Annotated in this window: 16 protein-coding genes; 7 read left to right on the top strand and 9 right to left on the bottom strand. The window is 72.3% G+C overall.

Annotation, left to right across the window (positions count from 1 at the left end):
• From Q0741_RS03040 to Q0741_RS03020, 5 genes are all read left to right on the top strand, one after another.
• Nucleotides 1–562, top strand: a 562-nt coding sequence (locus Q0741_RS03040; RefSeq protein WP_298231721.1) for a TolC family protein, incomplete at its 5' end; no start/stop codon positions are given.
• Entirely contained in the window at nucleotides 559–1,131 is a 573-nt protein-coding gene (locus tag Q0741_RS03035) for a hypothetical protein (RefSeq protein ID WP_298231720.1), read from the top strand. The genes Q0741_RS03040 and Q0741_RS03035, both read left to right, overlap by 4 nt.
• 349 nt (nucleotides 1,132–1,480) lie before the next feature.
• Nucleotides 1,481–2,665: an HlyD family efflux transporter periplasmic adaptor subunit gene (locus tag Q0741_RS03030; protein ID WP_298231719.1), complete on the top strand. Its 1,185-nt coding sequence runs from the start codon at nucleotides 1,481–1,483 to the stop codon at nucleotides 2,663–2,665.
• A gap of 13 nt (nucleotides 2,666–2,678) precedes the next feature.
• Nucleotides 2,679–5,783 carry an efflux RND transporter permease subunit gene (locus Q0741_RS03025; RefSeq protein ID WP_298231718.1) on the top strand — a complete coding sequence of 1,035 codons (3,105 nt, stop codon included), beginning with the start codon at nucleotides 2,679–2,681 and terminating at the stop codon, nucleotides 5,781–5,783.
• A 41-nt stretch (nucleotides 5,784–5,824) separates the two neighbouring features.
• The gene (locus tag Q0741_RS03020; protein ID WP_298231717.1) at nucleotides 5,825–6,256 is read left to right on the top strand and encodes a hypothetical protein; all 432 of its coding nucleotides are present in this window, start codon (nucleotides 5,825–5,827) and stop codon (nucleotides 6,254–6,256) included.
• Nucleotides 6,257–6,283: 27 nt separating this feature from the next.
• On the opposite strand, the gene Q0741_RS03015 is transcribed toward Q0741_RS03020, so the two are convergent.
• The 3 genes from Q0741_RS03015 to Q0741_RS03005 are packed head-to-tail and all read right to left on the bottom strand — an operon-like array spanning nucleotide 6,284 to nucleotide 9,071.
• A complete protein-coding gene (locus tag Q0741_RS03015) occupies nucleotides 6,284–7,225 on the bottom strand; it encodes a PLP-dependent cysteine synthase family protein (RefSeq protein ID WP_298231716.1) in 942 nt (313 codons plus the stop codon).
• On the bottom strand, nucleotides 7,222–8,664 hold the full coding sequence (gene moeB / locus Q0741_RS03010; RefSeq protein WP_298231715.1) for a molybdopterin-synthase adenylyltransferase MoeB: 1,443 nt from the start codon (nucleotides 8,662–8,664) through the stop codon (nucleotides 7,222–7,224). Before moeB ends, Q0741_RS03015 begins: the two co-directional genes overlap by 4 nt.
• Nucleotides 8,661–9,071 carry a M67 family metallopeptidase gene (locus tag Q0741_RS03005; protein WP_298231714.1) on the bottom strand — a complete coding sequence of 137 codons (411 nt, stop codon included), beginning with the start codon at nucleotides 9,069–9,071 and terminating at the stop codon, nucleotides 8,661–8,663. Before Q0741_RS03005 ends, moeB begins: the two co-directional genes overlap by 4 nt.
• A gap of 186 nt (nucleotides 9,072–9,257) precedes the next feature.
• Here Q0741_RS03005 and Q0741_RS03000 point away from each other — a divergent pair, with 186 nt between their 5' ends.
• The gene (locus Q0741_RS03000; RefSeq protein WP_298231713.1) at nucleotides 9,258–9,917 is read left to right on the top strand and encodes a peroxiredoxin; all 660 of its coding nucleotides are present in this window, start codon (nucleotides 9,258–9,260) and stop codon (nucleotides 9,915–9,917) included.
• 54 nt (nucleotides 9,918–9,971) lie between these two features.
• Here the strand turns inward: Q0741_RS03000 and Q0741_RS02995 are convergent, their stop codons facing one another.
• From Q0741_RS02995 to Q0741_RS02975, 5 genes are all read right to left on the bottom strand, one after another.
• Nucleotides 9,972–11,768, bottom strand: coding sequence for a galactose oxidase-like domain-containing protein (locus Q0741_RS02995; protein ID WP_298231712.1), 1,797 nt, complete (start codon nucleotides 11,766–11,768; stop codon nucleotides 9,972–9,974).
• Between the two features lie 327 nt (nucleotides 11,769–12,095).
• A complete protein-coding gene (locus Q0741_RS02990) occupies nucleotides 12,096–14,744 on the bottom strand; it encodes a response regulator (RefSeq protein ID WP_298231711.1) in 2,649 nt (882 codons plus the stop codon).
• 304 nt (nucleotides 14,745–15,048) lie between these two features.
• On the bottom strand, nucleotides 15,049–16,107 hold the full coding sequence (locus Q0741_RS02985; RefSeq protein WP_298231710.1) for an alpha/beta hydrolase: 1,059 nt from the start codon (nucleotides 16,105–16,107) through the stop codon (nucleotides 15,049–15,051).
• 98 nt (nucleotides 16,108–16,205) lie between these two features.
• Complete coding sequence (locus Q0741_RS02980) at nucleotides 16,206–16,397, bottom strand: DUF2892 domain-containing protein (protein ID WP_298231709.1); 192 nt, start codon at nucleotides 16,395–16,397, stop codon at nucleotides 16,206–16,208.
• A gap of 90 nt (nucleotides 16,398–16,487) precedes the next feature.
• Nucleotides 16,488–17,186: a Crp/Fnr family transcriptional regulator gene (locus Q0741_RS02975; RefSeq protein ID WP_298231708.1), complete on the bottom strand. Its 699-nt coding sequence runs from the start codon at nucleotides 17,184–17,186 to the stop codon at nucleotides 16,488–16,490.
• A gap of 290 nt (nucleotides 17,187–17,476) precedes the next feature.
• Between Q0741_RS02975 and Q0741_RS02970 the strand changes: the two genes are divergently transcribed.
• Nucleotides 17,477–19,150 (top strand): GGDEF domain-containing protein, encoded by a 1,674-nt coding sequence (locus Q0741_RS02970; RefSeq protein WP_298231707.1) that lies wholly within the window; start codon nucleotides 17,477–17,479, stop codon nucleotides 19,148–19,150.
• A gap of 74 nt (nucleotides 19,151–19,224) precedes the next feature.
• On the opposite strand, the gene Q0741_RS02965 is transcribed toward Q0741_RS02970, so the two are convergent.
• Nucleotides 19,225–20,124: a 2-dehydropantoate 2-reductase gene (locus tag Q0741_RS02965; protein WP_298231706.1), complete on the bottom strand. Its 900-nt coding sequence runs from the start codon at nucleotides 20,122–20,124 to the stop codon at nucleotides 19,225–19,227.
• Nucleotides 20,125–20,152 lie beyond the last annotated feature (28 nt).

Here is a 20,152-nt window from a genome sequence, read left to right as displayed (position 1 = left end):
CGAAGGGCCCGTCGCCGTGGAGGAGCGCCCGGCCACGCACCCGCGCTTGGCGGCTGCCGCCGCCGCGGTGCGGCTGGCGCAGGCGCGGCTGCAACTCGTGGAGCGCAGCACGCGCGAGACGCCCGAGGTCGCGCTGCGGCTGGTGCGGGAGCGGGGCGATGCAAGCGAAACCTACGCCAACGCCGTCGGCCTGCGGCTGACGCTGCCGCTGTCCTCCGCGCCGAGGCGGCTGCGCGACAGCGCCGAAGTGCGCGCCGAGCTGCTCGAAGCCCAGGCGGGCGAGGTGAAGTTGCAGGCGCAACTGGATCTGGAGATCGACGCCGCGCAGCGCGAGCGCGACACGGTGCAGGCCAAGGCCGCGCTGGCCGCGCGTCGCGCCGCGCTCACGGCCGACACGCTGGCGCTGACGAATAAATCCTTTTCTTTGGGCGAGAGCGACCTGCCCACGTTGCTGCGCGCTCGCGCCGCCGCCTTCGACGCGCAGGCGGACCAGCGCCGGCTGGAGGTGGCGCGCCACGCGGCCGTCTCGCGCCTGCGGCAAGCCCTTGGAGTGCTGCCATGAACCGATATCTCGTCTTTGCCCTGGCCCTGCTGCTGGGCCTGTGGACCGAAGCCGTTCGCGCCCATGAAGGGGAGGATCACGGCCCGCCGGCGGTGGTCAATGCCCGGCCGCTGCTGCCGCGCGTCACGGCGCACTCGGAGCTGTTCGAGCTGGTCGGCGTGCTGGAGCCCGGCGGCCGGCTGCTGCTGTGGCTCGATGCCACGCCCACCAACGCGCCGGTGGAAGGCGCCGTGGTGGAGGTGGAAGGCGCTGGCGCCAACGGCCAGGCGGCCGAGGTCTCGCCCGGCGTGTACGAGCTGAAGCTGGATCAGGCTCCGGCGCCGGGTTCGCATCCGCTGACCTTCACGGTGCAGGCGGGCAGCGACATGGACCTGCTGGGTGCGCCGCTGGTGGTGGCGCGGGCGGAGGGCGCTGGCCAGGGCGCTGCCGTGGTTGCGGGAGAAACCTCGCCGCGTGCCGCGTGGGCCGGGCCGGTGGGCTGGATGGCGCTCGGGGCGGTGGGTATGGCGGTGGCGATGGCGGGGGTGTCGGCGCTGCGGCGTCGGCGTGCCTTGCCGGCGCGGCGGTGAGGAGGAAGCGATGGCTATGAATCGACAAGAGGCCCGCTCTGTACGGGGCAATGGCGTTCTCTCGTATCCCGTCAGCCGAGGTGCTGCACCCACTGTTCCGTCATGCCCGCGAGGGCGGACTGCTGTCCAGGGACAGTGGCTGAACGTTGGCCGAGAGCTGAGTTGCCTCGCCAATTACTTCGTCATTCCCGCGAAGGCGGGAATCCAGGCGGCCCCCAAGCCGCCGCAAGCAGATCGGGTTGAACGCCGGGGCTTGGGGTTTGGTTCGCCGCACCTAGGCTTCGGGCTGATGTGGGGCCGCCTGGATTCCCGCCTTCGCGGGAATGACGGAATAGAAGGGCTGCCAGCCGTGCTTCGCCCTGCAATAACGCCTCGCCTTTCCTTCATCACCCTGTTCCTGGCCCTCGCCACCGCGCTCCCCCTCGCCCACGCCCACGGCGGCGAGGACCACTCCCACGATCAACCCGAGACCGCAGTTCCCGCCGCCGGCCCGTCCGCCGCCCGCCCCGACGGCGCCGCTCCGGCCGGCGCCGCCAGCCTGGAGGCCTCCGCGCGCCTGCCCGACGGCTCGCTGTTCATGCCCAAGCACGTACAGCGCCTGCTGGCCGTGCGCACGCAGCCCGTGGCCATCGCGCCGCTGAGCGCGGGCGTGGAGCTCAACGGCCGCGTCGTGGTCGAGCCCGGCAGCGGCGGGCGCATCCAGGCCACGCAGCCGGGCACGGTCGTGCCCGCGGGCAAGGCCTTCCCGGTGCTGGGCCAGAAGGTGCGCAAGGGCGAGGTCATCGCCTGGCTGAAACCCGCCACCAGCTCGCTGGAGCGTGGCGACCGCCTGGCGCAGCAGGCCGAGCTGGGCGCCCAGGTGGCGCTGGCCGAGCGCCGCATCGCGCGCCTGGAGCAGCTCGAAGGCTCCGTCCCGGCCAAGGAGATGGAATCCGCGCGCGTCGAGCTGCGGGCGCTGAAACAGCGCCAGGCCGCGCTGGCCGCCAGCCTGGACGCGCCGCAACCCCTCGCCGCGCCCGTGGACGGCGTGCTCAGCGCCGTCGAGGTGGTTGCCGGCGAGGTGGTGGACGCCAAGGCGCTGCTGTTCGAAGTGGTCGATCCCACCCGGCTGGCGGTGGAGGCGCCGGCCTACGACCTGAGCCTGCCCGCCAAGGTGGTGTCCGCCGAGGGCCAGGCCGGTGGCACGACGCTGAAACTCCAGCCCGCCGGTGCCGGCCGGCTGCTGCGCGAGCAGGCGTTGCCCATGCGCTTTCGCGTGCTGGAAGGCGCCGCGTCGCTGGCCGTGGGCCAGCCGGTGAAGCTCACCGTGCGCACGCGCGGCGAGGCGCCCGGCGCGGCGCTGCCCGGCAGCGCCGTCACGCGCAACGGCGCCGGCGAAAGCATCGTCTGGGTGCATGCCGACCCCGAGCGCTTCGAGCCGCGCCGCGTGCGCGGTGAACCGCTGGGCGCGGACAGCGTGGCCGTGCGCGAGGGCCTGAAGCCGGGCGAGCGCGTCGTCACTTCCGGCGCCGCGCTGCTGTCGCAGGTGCGCTGAAAGGGCCGTATCGATGTTCGATCGCCTCATCAACTTCAGCCTGCGCCAGCGCCTGTTCGTGCTGGGCGCGGCGCTGCTGCTGGTGGCCTACGGCCTGCTGAGCCTGCAGCGCATGCCGGTGGACGTGTTCCCCGCGCTGGACAAACCCACCGTCACGCTCATGACCGAGGCCGGCGGCATGGCGCCGGAGGAGGTGGAGCAGCTGGTCACCTTCCCCGTCGAAGCCAGCATGAACGGCATGCCGGGTGTCACGCGCGTGCGCTCGACCTCGGGCATCGGCCTCTCGGTGGTGTACGTGGAGTTCGAGTGGGGCAGCGACATCCACCGCAACCGCCAGCTGGTCAATGAGCGGCTGAACCTGGTGCGCGAGCAGCTGCCGCCGGGCGTGGTGCCGCAGCTGGGGCCCATCGCCTCGATCATGGGTGAGGTGCTGCTGCTGGCGTTGCCGGCCAACCCCGCGCGGATCAGCCCGATGGCGGTGCGCGACTACGCCGATACCGTGGTGCGCCCGCGGCTGCTGACACTGCCGGGCGTGGCGCAGGTGGTGAGCATCGGCGGGCAGGTGCGGCAGTTCCGCGTCGAGCCCGACCCGGCGCAGCTGCGCGCGCTGGGCGTGGCGCGCGAAGAGCTGGACCGCGCGCTGCGCGACTTCGGCGCCAACACCAGCGGCGGCTTCCTGGAGGCGCAGGGGCGCGAGCTGCTGATTCGCCAGATCGGCCGCAGCACCGACGTGGAGGCGCTGCGCAACCTGGTCGTCGCGGTCAAGGGCGGCCAGCCCGTGCTGCTGCGCCAGCTCGCCGAGGTGCAGGTGGCGCCGGCGGTCAAGCGCGGCGACGGCAGCTACGGGGCCAAGCCGGCCGTGATCCTGTCGGTGCAGAAGCAACCCGATGCCGACAGCGTGCGGCTCACGCGCGCGGTGGAAGCCGCGATGGACGAGCTGGGCCGCAGCCGCCCGGCGGGCATGGCGGCGCCGGAGTTCCTGTTCCGGCAGGCGGATTTCATCGAGCGCTCCATCGGCAACGTGGCCGAGGCGCTGCGCGACGGCGCGCTGATGGTGGCGATCGTGCTGTTCGCCTTCCTGCTCAACGTGCGCACCACGCTGATCTCGCTCACCGCGATACCGCTGTCCTTGCTGATCACGGCGGTGGTGTTCCACTGGCTCAACCTGTCCATCAACACGATGACGCTCGGCGGCCTGGCCATCGCCATCGGCGAGCTGGTCGATGACGCGGTGGTGGACGTGGAGAACGTGCTGCGCCGCCTGCGCGAGAACCGCGCGCTGGCGCAGCCGCGGCCGGTGCTGGAGGTGGTGGCGGACGCATCGAAGGAAGTGCGCTCCGGCGTGGTTGTCGCCACCGCCATCGTGGTGCTGGTGTTCATCCCGCTGTTCGCGCTGCCGGGCATCGAGGGCCGGCTGTTCACGCCGCTGGGCGTGGCCTACATCGTCTCGATCCTGGCCTCGATGCTGGTGGCGACCACCGTCACGCCCGCGCTGTGTTTTTACCTGCTGCCGCGCATGAAGCGGCTGCACCATGGCGACACCCCGCTGGTTCGCAAGCTCAAGGCCTGGGATACGCGGCTGCTGGCCTGGTCCTTCAGGCACGACCAGTTGCTGCTGGCCGGCGCGGCGCTGGCGGTGGGGCTGGCGGCCGTCGCGGCGGCGCAGTTTCCGCGCAGTTTCCTGCCGCCCTTCAACGAGGGCACGCTGACCGTCAACGTGCTGCTCAACCCCGGCACCTCGCTGGAGGCGTCGAACCGCATCGGCACGCTGGCCGAGCAGCTGGCGCTGCAGGTGCCGGAGGTGGTGCGCGTGGGCCGGCGCACCGGCCGCGCCGAGCTGGACGAGCATGCCGAGGGCGTGCACTACACCGAGATGGACGTGGACCTGCACACCTCGCAGCGTCCGCGCGAGGCGGTGGTGCAGGAGCTGCGCGCGCGGCTGGCGGTGCTGCCGGCCTCGGTGAGCGTCGGGCAGCCGATCTCGCACCGGCTGGACCACCTGCTCTCCGGCGTGCGGGCGCAGATCGCGCTCAAGGTCTACGGCGACGACCTGGACACGCTGCGCGGCCTGGCCGAAGGTCTGCGCGGACGCTTGGCCGCCATCCCCGGCGTGGCCGACCTGCAGGTCGAGAAGCAGGTGTTGATTCCGCAACTGAAGATCCGGCTGGACTACGACGCCGCGGCGCGCCACGGCGTGGCGCCCGGCGCGGTGCTGCGCGGCCTGGAACAACTGATCGAGGGCGAGCGCATCGCGCAGCTGGTGGAAGGGCCGCGGCGCATCGACCTGCTGGTGCGGCTGCCGGAGGACATGCGCGCGCCGCAGGCGCTGCGCGCGCTGCTGATCGAGACGCCCGGCGGGCATGTGCCGCTGTCGGCGCTGGCGCAGGTGGAGGAGGGCGAGGGCCCGAACCAGATCGGGCGCGAGAACGCGCGCCGGCGCATCGTGATCTCGGCCAACGCGGCCGGGCGCGAGCTCTCCGCCGTGGTGGCGGACATCCGCGCCGCGGTGGCGGCCACGCCGCTGCCGGCGGGCTACTTCACGGCGCTGGAAGGGCAGTTCCAGGCGCAGGAGGAGGCCTCACGGCTCATTGCGCTGCTGGCGGGCGTCTCGCTCGCGCTGGTGTTCGGCGTGCTCTACGCGCGCTACCGCTCCACCGTGCTGGCGCTGATCGTGATGGGCAACATCCCGCTGGCGCTGGTGGGCAGCGTGGTGGCGCTGTGGCTGTCGGGGCAGCCGCTGTCGGTGGCGGCGCTGGTGGGCTTCATCACGCTCACGGGCATCGCCACGCGCAACGGCATCCTGAAGATCAGCCACTACGTCAACCTGTGCGCCTTCGAAGGCGAGCGCTTCGGCGACGCGATGGTCGTGCGCGGCTCGCTGGAGCGGCTGACGCCGGTGCTGATGACGGCGCTGGTGGCCGCTTTCGCCCTGACCCCTCTGCTGCTGGCCGCCGACGCGCCGGGCAAGGAGGTGTTGCACCCGGTGGCCGTCGTGATCTTCGGCGGCCTGGTGAGCTCCACGCTGCTGGACACGCTGCTCACGCCGCTCATGTACCGGCGCTGGGGAGAAGGCCCCACCAGGCGCCTGCTCGAAACCCGGGCCACCCAGAGCTTCTGAACGCAACCGTTTCTTGTTCCCAACCCTGAAAGGAGAACCCCATGAGAACCATCCATGCCCTGATCGCCGCCCTGATGCTGAGCGTTGGCGGTGCCGCCCTGGCGCACGACGACGCCACGCTGGACAAGGTGAAGGCGCCCAACGGCGGGCAGTTGCGCGCTGCGGGCATCCACCACTACGAGCTGGTCGTGGCCGCGCCGGGCGCCAAGGGCGACGCGCTGCCGGTGGCCGTGTACGTCACGGACCACGCCGGTGCGAAGGTGCCGACGCAGGGCGCCAGCGGCAGCATCACGCTGCTGTCGGGCGGCCAGAAGACCACCATCGCGTTGCAGCCCGCGGGCGAGAACGTGCTCAAGGGCAGCGGCGCCTACGTGCCGCAGCCCGGGATGAAGGCGATCGTGTCCTTGAGCGTGGGCGGGCAGCCGGCGGCGCAGGCGCGGTTCGAGCCGTTTGCGGGGCACCACGGTCACTGAGGCGGATCGGTGGCGGCGCCAGCGCCGCTATCCGTCCCTCTCCCACATCCCCGTAGACGTATACCGCTCCCCCGTATCCGACAGCACCGTCACGACCGTCCGCCAACTCCCGCGCGCAGCCAACGCCAGCGCCCCATGCACGAAGGCGCCGGAGGACGGCCCCACGAACAGCCCCTGCCGCGCCAGTTCGCGGCATGTCGCCACGGCGTCCTCCAGCGCCACCGGCAGTCGTTCATTGATCAACGACTCGTCCAGGATCGCGGGCACGATGTCGCCCGGGTGGCCCAGCGGCTTGAGCCCCTCGATGCCCGGAAAGATCTCCGGGATGACGGCCGCAAGGTGCACGCCCGGGTTCGCCTCGCGCAGCCGCCGCCCGACGCCGGTCAGCGTGCCCCCGGTGCCCACGCCGGCCACGAAGGCGTCGGGCGCGCCGCCGGTGAGCGCATGCACCTGCTCCAGGATCTCGCCGCCCGTGCCCTCGTAATGCGCGCGCCAGTTGTCCGCGTTGCCGTACTGGTCGCAGTGCCAGTAGCGCTCGGGCTGCGCCGCCGCCAGGCGCCGCGCCTCGCGCAGCGCGAAGTCGTAGCCTTCGATCGGGTCGGTGACGATCAGCTCGGCGCCGTGCGCGGCGATGCGGTCCAGCCGCTCCCGGCTCGCGTTGCCGGGCACCACGATCGTCACCGGGATGCCCAGCGCCGCGCCCAGCATCGCGTAGGAGATGCCGGCATTGCCCGAGGAGGAGTCGAGCAGCCGGCGCCCGCCCTCGAAGCGGCCGGCGTCCAGCGCCTGCACCAGCATGCGTGCCACGGGCCGGTCCTTCACCGAGCCGCCGGGGTTCACGCTCTCCAGCTTGGCGAACAGCCGCGTCCCGCTGCGCGCCAGCGCCGGCAGCCGCAGTTCCACCAGCGGCGTGTGGCCCACGCGCGCCAGCAGCGCCTGTGCGGCGGGCCGTTGCGATGGGGCGTTCATGCGGCGGCGCTGGCGCAGAAGCGCTCGTAGTCCACGTAGCCCGGGAAGGCGCGGCCCTCGCCGCAGTAGCGGCAGTCCGGGTCGCGCTGCAGCTGCAGCGTGGAGAAGCTCGCGCGCAGCGCGTCGAAGTACAGCAGCCGCCCCACCAGCGGCTCGCCCACGCCCAGCAGGATCTTCAGCGCCTCGGTGGCCTGCAGCAGCCCGATCACACCCGGCAGCACGCCCAGCACACCGGCCTCGGCGCACGAGGGCGCGTACTCCGGCGGCGGCGGCTCGGGGTAGAGGCAGCGGTAGCAGGGTCCGGGCCGTTGCGGCCGCGCCGGCCAGAACACGCTCACCTGTCCCTCGAAGCGGTACACCGAGCCGTGCACGTTGGGCAGCTTCAGCCTGACGCAGGCGTCGTTGACCAGGTAACGGGTGGCGAAGTTGTCGCAGCCGTCCACCACCAGCTGGTAGCCGCCGAAGATGCGCTCGACGTTGGCGCTGCTCAGGTGCTCCTCGTGGCCCACGACCTTGACCGTCGGGTTCAGCGCCTCCAGCGTCTGCCGCGCCGAGGCGACCTTGGACGTGCCCACGCGCGCGTCGTTGTGCAGGATCTGGCGCTGCAGGTTGCTGCGGTCCACCACGTCGTGGTCCACGATGCCCAGCGTGCCCACGCCGGCCGCGGCCAGGTAGTAGGCCGCCGGAGAGCCCAGGCCGCCGGCGCCTACCAGCAGCACCTTCGACGCCTGCAGCTTCACCTGCCCGGCTTCGCCGACCTCGGGCATGAGCAGGTGGCGCGAGTAGCGCTCGCGCGCCGCCGCGTCCAGCGTCGGCGGCACCTCCACGGGTAAACCTTCACCCTTCCAGCGCGTGAAGCCGCCCGCCAGCGAGCACACGCTCGCGTAGCCTAGGCGCGCGAGGTCGGCCGCGGCGAACAGCGAGCGGGCGCCGCTGCCGCACATGAGGATCAGCGGCTGGCGCGGGTCCGGCGCCGCGCGCTCGATGCGCAGCTCCAGGAAGCTGCGCCCCAGCCGCAGCGCGCCGGGCGCCGTGCCCTGCGCGATCTCGTCGGGCTCACGCACGTCCACGAGCAGCGCGCCGCGCGCCTGCTGCGCCAGCGCCTCGCGCGGCGCGATCTCCGGGATGCGCGCCTTGAGCTCGGCCAGCACCTCCTGGGCGCTGCCGCCGGCCACCGCGGGAATCACGGCCAGCACGTCGCCTTCGGACAGCGGCGTGTCCAGCCCGCGCAGCGCGCGCACGTCGCGATCGCCGACGAAGACGTTGACGAAGGGCCGCAGCGTGCCCTCGGGGGACAGCAGCCGCGGCGACAGGCTCGCGTGCCGGCCGACCAGCGCGTGCAGCGCCTCGCCCACGGTGGCGGCCTGCACTTCGACCTCGTCGGCGCCGCCGGTGCAGCCGCGCAGCGGCATCGGGATGCGGACATGAACGGTGCTCATGAGACGTGCTCCTCAACGAACTCCCGCCCCGCCAGCCGCCACGAGCGCATCGCTTGCACGCCCTGCGCAGCCACGGACAGGATGAGGTACGACCAGCCCTCCCAGGCGCTTTCGAGGTCGGTGGCCGAGGGCACGGCCGGGTGGTCCGGGTGCGTGTGCCACACGCCCACGATCTCCAGGCCGCGCTCGCGCGCCAGGGTGTCGGCGCGCAGGAAGTCCTGCGGGTCGAGCTCGAAGCGGTCCTGCGCGCGCTCGGTGTTGAGGTTGCGCGCCGATGTCACCTCAACCACACGCACCACGCCCTCGGCGCCGCGGCCCAGCAGCAGCCCGCAGCATTCCCACGGATAACCCTGCTGCGCCCAGTGGCGCAGGCGTTCCCGCAGTGCCCCGTCCAGCTCCAGCGCCATTTCAGTCCCTTGCCGCTGACAACCACAGCGCGATTGGGCTCCAGCACCAAAGACCATTTCAACAGTGCAAAGCGCGCCGTGGCCGGTGGCGGGCGTGGTTGCGGATGTTCACCGGCGCATGCTTGGCATGCGGGGGCTGGAGCGGAACAATTTCCGGTTCCGGTCCATTGCCAGAGGAGGCCCGTCATGAGCTTGCGCATCAACGACATCGCCCCGGACTTCACGGCCCAGACCACGCAGGGGCCGATCCGCTTCCACGAGTGGATCGGCAACGACTGGGCGATCCTGTTCTCGCACCCCAAGGACTTCACGCCGGTGTGCACCACCGAGCTGGGCTACATGGCCAAGATCGAGCCCGAGTTCACCCGCCGCGGCGCCAAGCTCATCGGCCTGTCCATCGACCCCGTGGACGCTCACGATCGCTGGTGCAACGACATCGAGGAAACGCAGGGCCACCGCCCGAAGTACCCGATGATCGGCGACACCGACCTCAACGTCGCCAAGCTCTACAACATGCTGCCGGCCGAGGAGCCCGGCACCTCCGAGGGCCGCACCGCGGCCACCAACGCCACGGTGCGCTCGGTGTTCATCATCGGCCCGGACAAGCGCATCAAGATGATGATGACGTACCCAATGACCAGCGGGCGCAACTTCGACGAGATCCTGCGCGTGCTGGACTCGATCCAGCTCACCGCGAAGCACAAGGTCGCCACGCCGGTGAACTGGAAGCAGGGCGAGGACGTGATCATCGCCGGCTCGGTCAGCGACGACGACGCCAAGAAACTGTTCCCCGACGGCTGGAAAGCGCCCAAGCCGTACCTGCGCGTGGTGCCGCAGCCGAAGTGAGCGCTGGAGCCGAGGGCCGGGCCGGCGGCCTGCGACACGGCCGCCGGGCGCCGCTCAACCGAGCTTCACGATCCGCGCCACCGACGGCACCAGCCGCGCCTGCCCTTCCGGCGCCAGCGCATTGCGCTGCAGCACGAACAGCATGTAGTAGCCCGGCGGCATCTCGGTGGCGCTGGCCGGGGCGGTGACGGAGAGCGTCTGGCCGTCCAGCTGCGTGAAGGGCAGCGCCAGGGCACGCTGCTCGTTGTTGAAGGAGTGCGTCGAGGAGCCCGTGCGCACCAGCATCACCCGTTCGATGGTCGCGGGGCTGGCCAGCGCCACCGTGAAGGCGCTGGACCAGGCGAAGGCCGCGGGCGCGACGTCACCGATCACCGGCCGCGTAGCCTCGCTGCCATCCGGGTTGAACAGGTAGGACGGGTAATACAGCTCGGCGTTGAGGTTGCGCACCGGCCCCGGCGAGCCGCCGCCGCCGGTGAGCACCGCGCCGCTGGGCAGCAGCAGCGAGCTGCTGTGGTACATGCGCGCCTTCGTCGCCGAGGCGGTCGGCGTCCATTGCCCGGTGGCCGGGTCGAACAACTCGCTCGTGTACACCGCGTCCGCCAGGGTGTTCGCATCCACCGAGCCGCCGTTGACCCACACCGTGCCGTCCGCCAGCACCGTGCCGAAACCCCATTTGCGCGCCGTGCTCAGCGGCGCCGCGGGCGTGATAACCGGCAATCCACTCTGGATATCCACCAGCGCCACCGAAGTGGTGTTGCGCACGGAAAGAATCTTTCCCGGCGCGTACATCAACGAAAGGGTGTTCCAGTTCGTGCCCTGGAGTTTGGCGTCGAATTTGGTCAGGGTGCCGGTGCCGGCGGGGTCGAGGGCGTAGAAATAGCCGTCGTTGGTGATGGTCCATATGCGTCCGTCCGGCGCCAGCCACGATTCCGGATACCACCAGTTGCCGCGAATCTCGCCGAAGGCCTCGTTGCTATGAGCCGTGGTGAGGCTGCGCCAGCCCAGGCCCGGCGTGAAGATTTCCGGCGTCGCGGAATAGGTCGCGGCGGTGGGTGGGAAAAGGCCGACGCCGGGAAAGTCTCGGTCGTCCCGGCCGCCCATCACCACCACCTCGCCCGTCGCCGTGGTCACGGCCGTGCCGTACCAGCGGCGGTAGTTCATCGGCACGGCGTCGCGGCGCATCGAGTTGTCGGCCGGGTTGAAGAAGTTCACGTCCGCCACGGCGTAGTTGCGCTTGCCGTTGACCGGGCGGTCGCCGCCGGCCAGCAGCACTTCGCCCGAAGAGGGCAGTACCAACTGCGTGCCGCAGAAGATGTCCGTCCCGGTGACGTTGGGCAGCAACTGGAACGGCGAGATGTCCGCCCCCGGCACGGCCGGGTCCCAGCTCGGGTCCCAGACGGCGTAGTGCAGCGCGGCGCCCTGCACGCCCTTGTCATCGGTGCCGTAGGCCAGCACCCGGCCATCGGGCAGCAGCACCATGTGGATGGGCATCACCGGCCAGGCGAAGGCCGGGCCGAACACCCCGGCGGTGTAGGCCGCGGGCGCCGGCAGCACGGGCTTGTTGACGTCCGCCAGCGCGCCGGCGGCGCTGAGCTGCTTCAGCGTCTCGGTGACGGGGCCGGCCGCGCCCACGGGGCCGGCACCGAAGTCCACCGGCGCCTCGTGGTCGTCCTCGCCGGTGTCCACGTCCGCGGACATGGGCCGCGACGCCACGGCCGACCCACCGGCGCCGGTGGACGCGGAGTTGCCCTGGCCGCCGCCGCAGGCCGCCAGCGCGCACAGAGAAAGTATCGACAGCGCATGGCGTGGAAATGCCGCCATGGGTTTATGACAGGGTTTGGCGTGCATCATGGGCTGTGGCTCCATATAGGAAAAAAATACCGGTCACCTTTTTCAAGGCGATACCCGGAGCGCACCATGCGCATTAACCAAAATATTCAACACCCCCCGATTCAAGGGGCCTTGTGGCTTCGTGTGAAGCTTGATTCGCACGGTAAGTAACCTGCTTTTATTCCCGGGTCTCGAATATCTCAAGATCCGGGGAGTTTTCAGGATATGAAAGTGGGCCTGAATTGAGCCGGGATGCCCTTCGTTACCCAAAGACCGGAGCGCTTCTTTTTTCGTGGCAAGGCGTGGTAGGGGCCGGGGTATTCCGGGAGAGGCATGCGCCGGCCGGCCTCACCGGGAGGCGGCTGCCCCGTGGTCCAGCCACTTCAACAGCGTGGCGTACAGCGCTTGGGGCTCCACCGGCTTGGAGACGAAGTCGTCCATGCCCGCGGCCAGGCAGGCGGCGCGGTCCTCGTCGAAGGCGTTGGCCGTCATGGCCAGGATGGGCAGCGTGCGCAGCGCCGGCTCTTCGCGCAGCACCCGCGTGGCCTGCAGCCCGTCCAGGCCGGGCATGTGCATGTCCATCAGCACCAGGGCGTGGTCCCGGCGCCGGGCCATCTCGACGGCGGCGTGGCCGTCCTCGGCGAAGTCCACTTCCAGGTCCACCGCCCGCAGCAGGGCCCGCGCCACCTCGCGGTTGATGAGGTTGTCCTCCGCCACCAGCAGCCGCGTGCCGGCGTGGCGCCGGCGCAGCTCGGCGTCGGCCCGCTCGGGCGCGGCGGCCTGCGCCTGCGGGCGCCAGCCCCGCCCGAGCCGGGCCGTGAACCAGAACAGGCTGCCGCTGGGCAGGGCCTCCGCTCCCGCGCTGCCGCCCATCAGCTCGGCCAGGCGCCGCGTGATCGCCAGCCCCAGGCCCGTGCCGCCGTGCTCGCGCGTGGTGGAGCTGTCCGCCTGCTCGAAGGCCTCGAACAGCCGCGGCAGCTGCCGCGGGTCGATGCCCGCGCCGCTGTCCTCGACCTCGAAGCGCAGCAGCAACTCGTCCCCGTGCTCGCGCAGCAGCCGCGCGCGCAGCACGACGTGGCCGGTGGCGGTGAACTTCACGGCATTGCCCGCGTAGTTCAGCAGCGCCTGGCGTACGCGCGTCTCGTCGCCGCGCAGCGCCGGCGGCACCGCGCCGGCATCGATCTCCACGCGCAGCCCCTTGGCCGCGGCGGCGCCGTTGACGATGGAGCGCACCTGCTCCAGCAGCGCGGGCAGCTCGAAGTCGCGTTCCTCCAGCTGCAGCTTGCCGGCCTCGATGCGCGAGAGGTCCAGGATGTCGTTGATCACGCCCAGCAGGTGCCGCGCCGCGTCCTCGATGTGGCCCAGCCGCTCGGCCTGGCGCGGCGTGGGCTGCTCGGACGCGAGCAGGTGCGTCAGGCCCAGGATGGCGTTCATGGGCGTGCGGATCTCGTGGCTCATGTTGGCCAGGAAGGCGCTCTTGGCGCGGCTGGCGGCGTCGGCCGCGTCGCGCGCGGCGGACAGCTCGGCGGTGCGCTCGCGCACGCGCCGCTCCAGCGTGGCGTTGAGGGCGTGGAGCTCTTCCTCGGCCCGCTTGCGCTCGGTGACGTCCATGTTCACGCCGATGAGTCGCAGCGGCTGGCCCTCGGCCGAGAAGCTCATGCGGGCGTGGTCCACGAGCCAGCGCCAGCGCCCATCGGGCGTGCGGCACCGGTACTCGATGATGTAGGCGGGCTGCGCGGGCGTGAGGGACTGCAGCCGTGCCTGCAGCCCGGCGCGGTCGTCCGGGTGCAGCAGCGCGAAGAACTCCTCGGCCGTCCCCCGCGGACCGAGGCCGAGCAACGGGTACAGGCTGCCGCTGCGCCGTACCTGCCCGGAGGCCGGTTCGTACTCGAAGGCGTCCATGCACGCCACGTCCAGCGCCACGCGCAGCCGGGTCTCGCTGTCGAGCCGCTGCTCCACGGCCTCGCGCAGCGCCAGCGCCGCGCCGGTGGCGCGCGCCAGGGCTTCCAGTACGGCCAGCTGCTCGGCGCTGGCCTCGTGCACCGTCGCCCAGTAGGCGCCCAGCGTGGCGATCGGCTCACCCTCGCCGACCGGCACCATCGCCATGCCGCGCACGAAGGTGGGCTCGTACCACTTGCACGGCACGCGTGGGTCTTCGAAGACGTTGGGGATGACCACGGTCTGCCGGTGCAGCATGGCCCAGCCCGCGACGCAGGACTCCATCGGGAAGCGATGCCCGGTCCACAGCGTTCCAGCCGGCGAGTCTTCGCCGACGTACCAGCACTTGCCCTCGTCGCGCAGCACCAGCGTGACGCCGTCGGCGTCCGAGAGGCTGCGGGCGGAGTCCAGCAGCACCTGCAGCAGCTGCTCGCGCGTGGCGGCGCCCGCCAGCCGCTCCAGCGCCTGCGCCAGCCGCCGGAAGCGCTCCAGGTTGTGGTCCAGCGCGGCCTCGGCTTGGTGCCGCCGCTGCGCCTGTTCCGTAACGTCGGTATCGGGTAGCGCCCGTAGCGCCGCGCGTGCGTCGCGCCCGGGGGCTTCAGTCACCGTCACCAGCACGCCGCCGACCGCGGCGCCGTGCGTGCCGCCGAGGGGGATGGGGCTGTAGGCGAAGGACAGGAACCGCTCCTCGGCCACGCCGTCGCGCCGCGGCGCCAGCCGCTGGTTCTCCAGGCTGACGGCCTCGCCCCGCCGCATCACGGCCTCGCAGGCCGACACGTGCATGTCCCAGGCTGGCGGCAGGCCTTGCGCGGGCTGTCCCTGCCCGCCGGCGTGTCCGGCGCCCAGGAGCTCGCGATAGCGGTCGTTGTGGATGTGCACCAGCGACGGGCCCCATGACACGGCCATGGCCAGCGGCGCGGCCATGGCCACGCCGACGATGGCCTGCAGCGCGGCGGGCCAGTGCTCGACCGGGCCCAGGGGGGTGCGGCTCCAGTCGAGGGCGCGGCACTCGGCGCGTGCCTGGCCCGCGCCGGCGAACAGCGTGGAGGCGTCAGGCATGGCGGCGTCCTGGGTGACAAGGCCTGGAGCCGCGGGTCCACCGGTCCGTGGACCCGGTCGGCCAAGGCCTGGGGCGGCTGCTGAGATGAAGAGAACTGCGCAACATCCGGGCAGGGGTGCCGGCGCCACGTTGTCGCCGGCAGGGACGGTAAGGCCCCCGACTCTAGCGGTCACGCCGGCCGCGCCGCGGCGCGTGGTCCCGCTGCCGTTACGGATTTACCCGGTGCACCCGGGCCGGCATCGGGTCAAGGCCAGGGCTGGCCCCGGCCACGGAGGCCTTGCGGCGCGGCGGTGGTGCCTGGCCTCAGGCCGCCCGCGTCCGGTGCAGCGGCTGTACCGGCGCCAGCGCCGCTTCGGCCAGCGAGGAGGAGGTCGTCACCAGCGGCTCGGACATGTGCCAGGCCTCGGCGATGGCTTCCATCACGGCCGGCGTCGCGGTGTGGTGGACCATGTGCCCTTCGCCGGGCACCAGGCGCAGCCGGCTCTGCGGCAGCCGCGCGTGCAGCCGCTGCGACTGCCAGCGCGTGACCACCAGCAGGTCGGCCGCGCCGGCGACGATGACGGTGGGCACCGCCAGCTCGCGCTCGTGGCGGCGCTGCTTGATGCCCTCCCAGATCATCATTCCCGCCTCCGCCGCGCTGGCCTGCAGCGTGTGCGGGCGCAGCGACATCCAGGTCGGATAGTCGCGCTTGAAGGCCTCGGTGACGGGCCTGGGCGCGAAGATGCGCCGCGTCAGCAGCGGCCAGATCGCGCGGCTCAACAGCGGCGAGATGGTGTGGCGCATCAGCGTCCCCAGCACCGGCAGCGCGGCGATGCCCATCAGCGGCGCGTCCAGCCGCAGGCTGGGCGTGTAGTAGCCCGATGCCAGCACCAGCGCGCGCAGCGCCTGGGGTTCGGCCAGCCCCATGGCGAAGGCCACCATCGAGCCCCAGGAGTGGCCCAGCACGATGGGCCGCTCCACCTGCAGCTCGCGCAGCGCGTGCAGGAACAGCCGCGCCTGCGCCTGCGGCGTGTAGCGGTGGCCCTGCGTGGGGCGCTCGCTGTGGCCGTAGCCCGGGCGGTCGAAGACGTAGACACGGAAATGCCGCGCCGCCAGCTCCACCAGGCCGCTGATCTCCATCTCGGTGGCCGAGGCGCCGTTGCCGTGCAGCAGCACCAGGGGCGGGTTGTCGGGGGCGCCGTGCACCGTGTAGTGCAGCCGCACGCCGTCCACGCTCACGAAGTGGCCCCGCGGCGGGTTCTCGCGCTCGGCCTTGCGCGTCATGGCGCGCGTGACCAGGGCCGAGACGCCGAGCACGGCGGCGGCGGCCACCAGGCCGGGCAAGAGTTTGGATCGGGCTTGGTCGGTCAGGCCGATGCTCATCGCGGTTCTCCTCGGAAGGCTTGCATGGCCCCCGCTGCGGCAACCGACGTTCCCGTTTTGCTGCGACGCACAAAGCGCGTCGCGGTGGCGGGCCTGGATCAGCGCTTGAGCCCGCAGGTGTTGATGCCCAGCATCGTGTAGAGCGGGCACCAGCCGATGGCCGCGGTGGCCAGCGGCACCACGCCGATCCAGCCCCAGTTCCCGATCACGCCCGTGGCGGCCAGCCCCAGCAGGGCCACGCCGGCCACCGCGCGCAGCGCGCGGTCCACGCCACCTTCATTCGTCCTCATTGCTTTTTCTCCTGCGACCCGGCCCCGTGCCGGACGGCGCCACTGTCGCGCCGCGGCAGGGTCGCGGTCTGTGACCGCGGTCACCGAGGCTCAGCCGGCCGGCCCCTGGGCGGCGCGGCGCAGCGCGGCGGCGTCCAGCACTTCGATGCGCTCGCGCCCCAGGGCCAGCCAGCCGGCGCGCTCGAAGCGGCGCAGCAACCGCGTGACGATCTCGCGCACGGTGCCGAGCTCGTCGGCGAGCCGCTGGTGCGTGGTGCACAGCACCGCGCCGCGGCCCAGCAGCGCCGCGGCCAGACGCTGGTCCAGGCGCTGGAAGGCCACCGCCTCGGCCAGGCTGATGACCTCGGCCAGCCGCCCAGCGAACAGCCCGAACACGTGGCGGCGAAAGGGCGCGTGCGCGGTCCAGGCCTCGAACACCGGCGGCGACAGCAGCACCAGCTCCGTGGGCGCGGCCGTCATGCCGTGCGCGGGCATGGGCGCCTGCCCGAACAGCGAGGCCGCCGACACCACGCAGATCTCGCCCGGCACCACGCGGTAGAGCTCGATCGAGCGCCCGCCCGGCGTGCCGCGCGCCACGCGCACCGCGCCCTGCAGCACCAGCGGAAAGCCGCCGCAGGGCGAGGACTCCTCGAACAGCACCACGCCGGCGGGCACCGCCACCGGCGCCGGCAGCGCATACGGCGCCTCGCCGGCAACGGCCTGCGGCGGCACGGGCAGCTCCGGGTAGAGCGAGGCGATGCGCTGCAGCAGCGGCAGCGCGGCGGAGGCGTCGGCGGGGCAGGGGTCCATGCGGGCACTGTAACCAGCGGTCAGCGCCGGGCCGGCGCCTTGCACGATCCCGCCCGCCCGCGCTACGGCGGTTCCACCCGATGGCCCCGCATCGGGGCGGGTCGGTACCCTTGGCATATGTCAAGCCCGCAGTCAGGTATCCGCCGTAGCCTGCCAGGCGCCATGGACCGTGTTTCGCGACGCTTGACCACCCTTGCCCTGCCAGGGGCCCATGGGAGCCTGCCGTCCTCCACCGGGTGCCTGGCCGTGGCCGGGGCGCGCGGCGGAGTCCGGGCGGAAGGCGGGTGTCGATGACGTCGCGCGGCCTGCTGGCCCGGCTCCTCCTGCTGTGCGGCGGCGTGCTGCCGCTGCAGTCCTGGGCGCTGGAGCAGGTCACGCTGCAGCTCAAGTGGAGGCACCAGTTCCAGTTCGCCGGCTACTACGCGGCGCTGGAGCAGGGCTACTACCGGCGCGCCGGGCTGGACGTGCGCATCGTCGAGGCCGAGCCCGACCAGGACACGGTGGCGCAGGTGCTGCAGGGCCGGGCGCAGTACGGCGTGGGCCATTCCAACCTGGTGCTGCTGCGCAGCCAGGGCAAGCCGGTGGTGGTGCTGGCGGTGATCCTGCAGCACTCGCCCTACGTGTACATCGCGCGCGGCGACATCGACCACGTGCACGAGCTCGTGGGCAAGCGGGTGATGCAGGAGCAGCAAGGTGATGAACTCTTCGCTTACCTGCACAAGGAAGGCGTGCACCCGCGGCGGCTGCAACTGGTGCCGCACAGCTTCAGCGCAGCGGACCTGCTGGCCGGGCGGGTGGACGCCATCTCGGCCTACTCCACCGACGAGCTGTTCGAAGTGCGCGCCTCGGGCCAGCCGCACACCGTGCTCACGCCGCGCTCGGCCGGCGTCGATTTCTACGGCGACAACCTCTTCACGACCGAGGAGGAGATCCGCCGCCATCCGCAGCGCGTGAAGGCCTTCCGCGAGGCCAGCCTGCGGGGCTGGCAGTACGCCATGGCGCATCCGCGGGAGATGGCGGAGGCCATCCACGCGCGCTGGGGCCAGCGCCACAGCCGCGAGCACCTGCTGTTCGAGGCGGGGGAGATGCAGCGCCTGATGCAGCCGGAGCTGGTGGAGATCGGCCACATGAACCTCGGGCGCTGGCGCCACATTGCCGAGACCTACCAGGAGCTGGGCATGCTCGACAGCGCCCGGCTCGACGGATTCCTCTACGACCCCGAGGAGCGGCCGGATCGCACGCAGTTGGTGGCGGCGCTGGCGCTGTTCGTGGCGGCCACGGTGGTGCTGGGGCTGACCGTCGGGCACCTGCGCCGGCTCAACCGGCGTCTGAGCCAGCGCGAGCAGGCGCTGCGCGAGGCGCACGCGGCGCTGCAGGCGCGGGTGTGCGAGATCGAGGGGCTGCAGTCGCGGCTGCAGGAGCAGGCGCTGCGCGACCCGCTCACGGGCCTGTTCAACCGCCGCTACATGGACGAGACGCTGGAGCACGAGCTGGCGCGGGCGCGGCGCGGGGGCTATCCGCTGGCGCTGGTGATGCTGGACGTGGACCACTTCAAGCGCATCAACGACACCTACGGCCATGCCGGCGGCGACGAGCTGCTGCGGCACCTGGGGCGGCTGCTGCGCCAGCTCTGCCGCGAGGGCGACATCGCCTGCCGCTACGGCGGCGAGGAGTTCCTGCTGTTGCTGCCTGGGCTGCAGGAGCCCGCGCTGCGCGAGCGCGCCGAGTTCTGGCGCTGCAGCGTGGAAGCGATGGTGGTGACGACGCACGCCGGCGCGGCCTTCAGCGTGACGGCCTCGCTGGGCGCGGCGGTGTTCCCCAGGGACGCGCAGGACGTGCGCACGCTGCAGCGCAGCGCCGACCGCGCGCTCTACCGCGCCAAGGAGAAGGGACGCAACCGGGTGGAGTTCGCGCTGGCGGCGGGGGAGGACGAGAGCCGCGAGGCGAGCGGGGTGGTGGGGTGATGTGTCGCCACCCTGCGCAAGGGTCCCGTTCGGGCCGACCTTGCCCAAGGGCTTGAGGACGAACGGGGAAGAGCTCAGGCCGGCGTGCCGCCCTGCGCCGCCTTGTCCTCCAGCAGCCGCACCAGCGCGTGCAGCACGCGGTTGGCCGGCGTGGCGATGCCCAGGGCCTGGCCGCGGCGCAGCACGTAGCCGTTGAGGTGGTCGATCTCGCTGCGCTTGCCCCGCGCGAGGTCCTGTGCCGTGGAGGAACTCTGCGCCGGCATGGTCTCGGCGATGCGGCGCACCGCGGCCGGCACGTCGCCGCTGACCTGCACGCCGTCGGCCCGCGCCACGGCCAGGCACTCGGCCACCACGTCGGCCATCACCTCCGTCACGCCCGGGCCCTGCACCAGCCGGCCGTAGGGCAGTTGCGTGATGGCCGACAGCGCGTTGTAGGCGCAGTTCAGGATCAGCTTGGCCCACAGCGCGCCGCGCACGTTGCCGGAGACCTCGGTGGGCGCGCCCGCCGCCGTGAGCAGTTGCGCCACGGCCTCGGCGCCGGCGCAGGGCTCCATGACCAGTTCGCCGCGCCCGTGGTGGCGCACGTGGCCGGGGCCCGCCATCTCGGTGGCGACGTACACCACCGTGGCGGCCACCGCGTGGTTCGGCAGCGCCGCGCGCAGCCGCTCGGCGTTGTCCACGCCGTTCTGCATCGACAGCAGCAGCGCGCCCGGCGCCAGGTGCGGACGCAACTGCGCGGCGGCGCTCTCGGTGTCGGTGGACTTGACGCAGAACAGCACCAGCGACGCGCCCCGCGCCGCCGCGGCCTCGGTGCTGGCCGCCACGCGCAGCCGCTCGTCCAGCCCCTGCTTCTGCAGCCGCAGGCCCTCGCGCTGCACGGCCTGTACGTGCGCCGGACGGCCGATCAGCACCACCTCGTGCCCGGCGCGCGCCAGCAGCGCGCCGTAGTAGCAGCCCACGGCGCCGGCGCCCATGACCGCGATTTTCCAGGGGCCGCCCGGA

The sequence above is a fragment of the uncultured Azohydromonas sp. genome, assembly GCF_937926365.1.
GTDB lineage: Bacteria > Pseudomonadota > Gammaproteobacteria > Burkholderiales > Burkholderiaceae_C > Azohydromonas.
Note: the sequence above shows the minus strand (reverse complement) of the source record. Positions and strands in the feature narration are given on the sequence as shown.